Annotated in this window: 3 protein-coding genes and 2 CRISPR repeat arrays; of the genes, 2 read left to right on the top strand and 1 reads right to left on the bottom strand. The window is 67.7% G+C overall.

Annotation, left to right across the window (positions count from 1 at the left end):
- Positions 1-32: 32 nt before the first annotated feature.
- Positions 33-915: a CRISPR direct-repeat array (repeat unit 29 nt; unit sequence GTGGTCCCCGCGCGTGCGGGGTTGGTCCC).
- Between the two features lie 381 nt (positions 916-1,296).
- Positions 1,297-1,737 (bottom strand): ATP-binding protein, encoded by a 441-nt coding sequence (locus GA0115234_RS37305; protein WP_093550646.1) that lies wholly within the window; start codon positions 1,735-1,737, stop codon positions 1,297-1,299.
- 179 nt (positions 1,738-1,916) lie between these two features.
- On the opposite strand from GA0115234_RS37305, the gene GA0115234_RS37300 reads away from it, so the two are divergent.
- Both GA0115234_RS37300 and GA0115234_RS37295 read left to right on the top strand, forming a co-directional pair.
- Entirely contained in the window at positions 1,917-2,834 is a 918-nt protein-coding gene (locus tag GA0115234_RS37300) for a helix-turn-helix domain-containing protein (RefSeq protein ID WP_256088909.1), read from the top strand.
- Positions 2,831-3,049 carry a DUF397 domain-containing protein gene (locus GA0115234_RS37295; protein ID WP_093550642.1) on the top strand — a complete coding sequence of 73 codons (219 nt, stop codon included), beginning with the start codon at positions 2,831-2,833 and terminating at the stop codon, positions 3,047-3,049. The genes GA0115234_RS37300 and GA0115234_RS37295 overlap by 4 nt, the downstream gene beginning before the upstream one ends.
- Positions 3,050-3,162: 113 nt before the next feature.
- Positions 3,163-3,925: a CRISPR direct-repeat array (repeat unit 24 nt; unit sequence CCCCGCGCGTGCGGGGTTGGTCCC).
- Positions 3,926-3,968: the final 43 nt, after the last annotated feature.

The raw sequence follows: 3,968 nt of genomic DNA, 5'->3' as shown, positions 1-3,968 counted from the left end.
TTGGCTTCGGTCTTGCAGCGGGCCCAGTAGTCGTGGTCCCCGCGCGTGCGGGGTTGGTCCCCGGCCGGGCGTGAACGACGAGACCCGCGCCGAGTGGTCCCCGCGCGTGCGGGGTTGGTCCCCGGCGAGGACCAGCGCACACTGGGCGCCGGACGTGGTCCCCGCGCGTGCGGGGTTGGTCCCTAGTCAGGTGGCCGAGCGGTTCGATTAACCCAGTGGTCCCCGCGCGTGCGGGGTTGGTCCCCGTGATCGAGTGGACGCTCGACGACGCGGTGAGTGGTCCCCGCGCGTGCGGGGTTGGTCCCAAGTACATGCGGTCGCTGATCTACCTCCGGGCGTGGTCCCCGCGCGTGCGGGGTTGGTCCCGGGGCAACATCGACTCCCCCCGCTTCCTGTGGGTGGTCCCCGCGCGTGCGGGGTTGGTCCCCGATGGCGTGCGGTTACAGGCGCCGGGGCACGGTGGTCCCCGCGCGTGCGGGGTTGGTCCCTGGAAGGCACCGGCGAGAACACCTTCACCCACGTGGTCCCCGCGCGTGCGGGGTTGGTCCCGGCCTGTTGGCGTTCGTCACGCCGGTTATCGGGTGGTCCCCGCGCGTGCGGGGTTGGTCCCTGACACTTGATCAAGGAAGCTGGGTGTCAGAAGTGGTCCCCGCGCGTGCGGGGTTGGTCCCTCGCCCCAACGATCGTTCCGCTGCTGCTCCCGGTGGTCCCCGCGCGTGCGGGGTTGGTCCCTCTCGTTCCTGTTCGCCGGGTTCCAGAACGTCGTGGTCCCCGCGCGTGCGGGGTTGGTCCCGGCGTAGGAACCTGCCTCAGGACCTCTCCGTCGTGGTCCCCGCGCGTGCGGGGTTGGTCCCAGGTGCGGCAGGCGACGGCGTACGTAGGTGTCGTGGCCCCCGCGCATGCAGGGGTTGACCACACACTGCGAGAGCCAGGATTCGGGAGCACAGTTCCCATGTGTACGGGCTCACCCATTCTCGGCAGCCGCTCCCGGCGCCCCCAGGCACGCACACCGACTACCGTATGGGCCACGGGGTGTCCCTGAAGTCTTGACCACTTCAGGGGCACCCCATTTCTGGTGACCCTAATCGACCGCTTCGGTGCCCTCGCGTCCGAGCACGGAATCGCCCCTACGAAGCGCGCCACCAGCGGCTTTGCCTGCGATACGCACGAGCTCCTGCAAACGCCTCAAGTACAGGCACGGCCCAGCCCGACCGCACGCGTCGCACAGCACCGTGTGGTCGAGAACAGCCCGGTGCAGCACCGCGTCGTCAGCCACCCGCCGCCGGTCGGGGTCTATCACCACGTGATCACCACCCACACGATCTTCCCGAACGGTCGTTCTACGACGCCCCATTGCGTGGCCAGGGCCTGAACCAGGTGCAGCCCCCGGCCACGGGCACGCTCGCTGGAGACCGGCCGGGCGCGCGGATGCCTGCGGCGAGTGTCATGCACCTCGACCCGGCACCGCCCCGGTGACGCTTCGACAGTCACCTTCAACGAGTCGCCGGGCTCCTGCCCGTACCGCACAGCGTTGGTCACCAGCTCACTGGCGAGCAGTTCGAGTGTGTCGAGCATGTCGTCCGGGATAGACGGTTCCTGACAAACGGCCGCCTGCACGACGTACCGCCTGGCAGGACGCACCGATTCCGGCTCGGACAGGTAGATCGCCTGCGGAGGCACAGCCGGCGGACCGCAAGAGTGGATGGACGGTAAGGCACGTGAACGCGCAGTCGTCATGCGACTCCCTCATGTACAGAACATGCACAGCCGACATGGCAGCGTCGCGCATCCATGTCGACACCAACGGGATTCCGACTACAGAATGCACCATGAGCATCACCATGAGCAACATGCTCACAGTGAATATGCACATGTGCACTAGCCGATGAGAATGGCTGTAACTAGGGGTCTCCGACGTGACACAGCACGACGCATCGCGGCAAACTGAGCCGACCCCCGTACGAGAGGCGGAATTGGTGAGCGCACCGACGGTGAGACGGCGGCAACTCGGCCGCACGCTCCGGGCCATGCGCGAGCAACTCGGCCTGAAGCAGGAAGATGTGGCGCTACGCACGGATGGGGCTGTCAACCGAGCAAAGCTCTCGCGTATCGAGACTGCCCTCACCGCGGCGACGGCCGCAGACGTGGGGCTGATCCTCGATGCACTCGACTGCACGGAGGACGACCTGCGAACTTCCCTACTCAAGCTGACTCGCGAAGGCGCACGGCGCGGATGGTGGCAGTCGTACCGATCGGTCCTGTCTTCGGCCTATGAAGACCTGATCAGCCTGGAGAGCGAGGCCGATCACCTGAGCGCCTGGCAGCCAACCGTCATTCCGGGGCTGCTCCAAACCGGAGAGTACGCACAGCAGATCATCGCGGCCACAGCCATGAGCACCGCAGCCGAAGACCGCGTCGACGCCTTGGTGGAAGTACGGCTCGCCCGCCAGTCGGTACTCACCCGCGAAGCCCCGCTGAACCTCTGGGCGATCATCGGGGAAGCCGCACTTCGCACGCGCTGCACCGACTCCCAGATCATGTACGACCAACTCAATCGCCTGGTCACCATGTCCGGCCGACCGACGATCACCATCCAGGTACTTCCGTCGAACGCGGCACCGCACGTGGGACAGATGGGGGCCTTCTCCATCCTCGGATACGGTACGCACGCCGACCTGTCGGTCGTGCACGTCGAGTCGCTGACCAGCGCGTTGTACGTCGAGGAACGCACGGACGTGGCCGTATACCAGGACGCAGTTCAGCAACTTCGCGCGGCGGCACTGTCCGTTGACGAGTCCAGGCAAATGATCAGAGAGATAAGGGACCAGCAATGAACACCAGTCCTACCGTTGACAATGCTTCGGACCTGCACGTGAGCTGGTGGAAGTCCAGCGCGTCCGGCGCCCAGTCCGACTGCGTAGAGTGCGGTGTCATCGACACCGAAAGCGTCGCTGTCCGCGACAGCAAGGTTCCGAACGGCCCGGCTTTGATCTTCGGCCGCGACGCCCTCTCCGCCATGGTCGACGCGGTAGCTGGCGGCCTTGTGTGATCCGGCCTCGCCTGCTCCGGGCGGCGTACACGCCAGGATTCATCGAAATGTCCGAATCTCAAGAAGTAAGTAAAAACAGGTTCCGCCCCACATAAACCAGCAGGTCAGCAACTGTGGTCCCCGCGCGTGCGGGGTTGGTCCCGCCCGACTGACGCCGGAGCGCGAGCAGGAGATGTGGTCCCCGCGCGTGCGGGGTTGGTCCCGAGTGGAACGTGACAGCCGACGACGGCACGGTGTGGTCCCCGCGCGTGCGGGGTTGGTCCCCTGCAGCATCAGCTGGTCGATCGGGTCCGGGCGTGGTCCCCGCGCGTGCGGGGTTGGTCCCCTCCCTCCCCCCGCTCCCCCTCTAGGGAGGGGGTGGTCCCCCGCGCGTGCGGGGTTGGTCCCACCTCGAAGAGGCGCGACATCCCCAGGAACTTGTGGTCCCCGCGCGTGCGGGGTTGGTCCCGTCCTACGCCGCCCCCGCCCCGCCGCCGTAGCGTGGTCCCCCGCGCGTGCGGGGTTGGTCCCGCTCCCGCACTACGGGCGACGCAGTCGCCGTAGTGGTCCCCGCGCGTGCGGGGTTGGTCCCCTCTGACGATCGACTGGACTAAGCACCAGTGCGTGGTCCCCGCGCGTGCGGGGTTGGTCCCCCGCACGGGACTGCGACAGGTGGATGTCGCGGGTGGTCCCCGCGCGTGCGGGGTTGGTCCCCGAGCGGGATGCCGTCGTAGATGCTGGTGACGGTGGTCCCCGCGCGTGCGGGGTTGGTCCCAAAGGCCCAACTTCCTGCGCCTTCTGAATGGCGTGGTCCCCGCGCGTGCGGGGTTGGTCCCCAGCTCACCGGTATCCCGATCACCGGAGCTGCGTGGTCCCCGCGCGTGCGGGGTTGGTCCCCGGCCCGCGCTAGGCGCGGGACGTTCGGTCAAGTGGTCCCCGC

The sequence above is a fragment of the Streptomyces sp. DvalAA-43 genome (assembly GCF_900091725.1).
Lineage (GTDB): Bacteria > Actinomycetota > Actinomycetes > Streptomycetales > Streptomycetaceae > Streptomyces > Streptomyces pulveraceus.
Note: the sequence above shows the minus strand (reverse complement) of the source record. Positions and strands in the feature narration are given on the sequence as shown.

Bases quoted from the DNA above. Each gene is read 5' to 3' on its own strand.
- GA0115234_RS37305 (WP_093550646.1), bottom strand. From the start codon at position 1,737: ATGACGACTGCGCGTTCACGTGCCTTACCGTCCATCCACTCTTGCGGT.
- GA0115234_RS37295 (WP_093550642.1), top strand. From the start codon at position 2,831: ATGAACACCAGTCCTACCGTTGACAATGCTTCGGACCTGCACGTGAGC.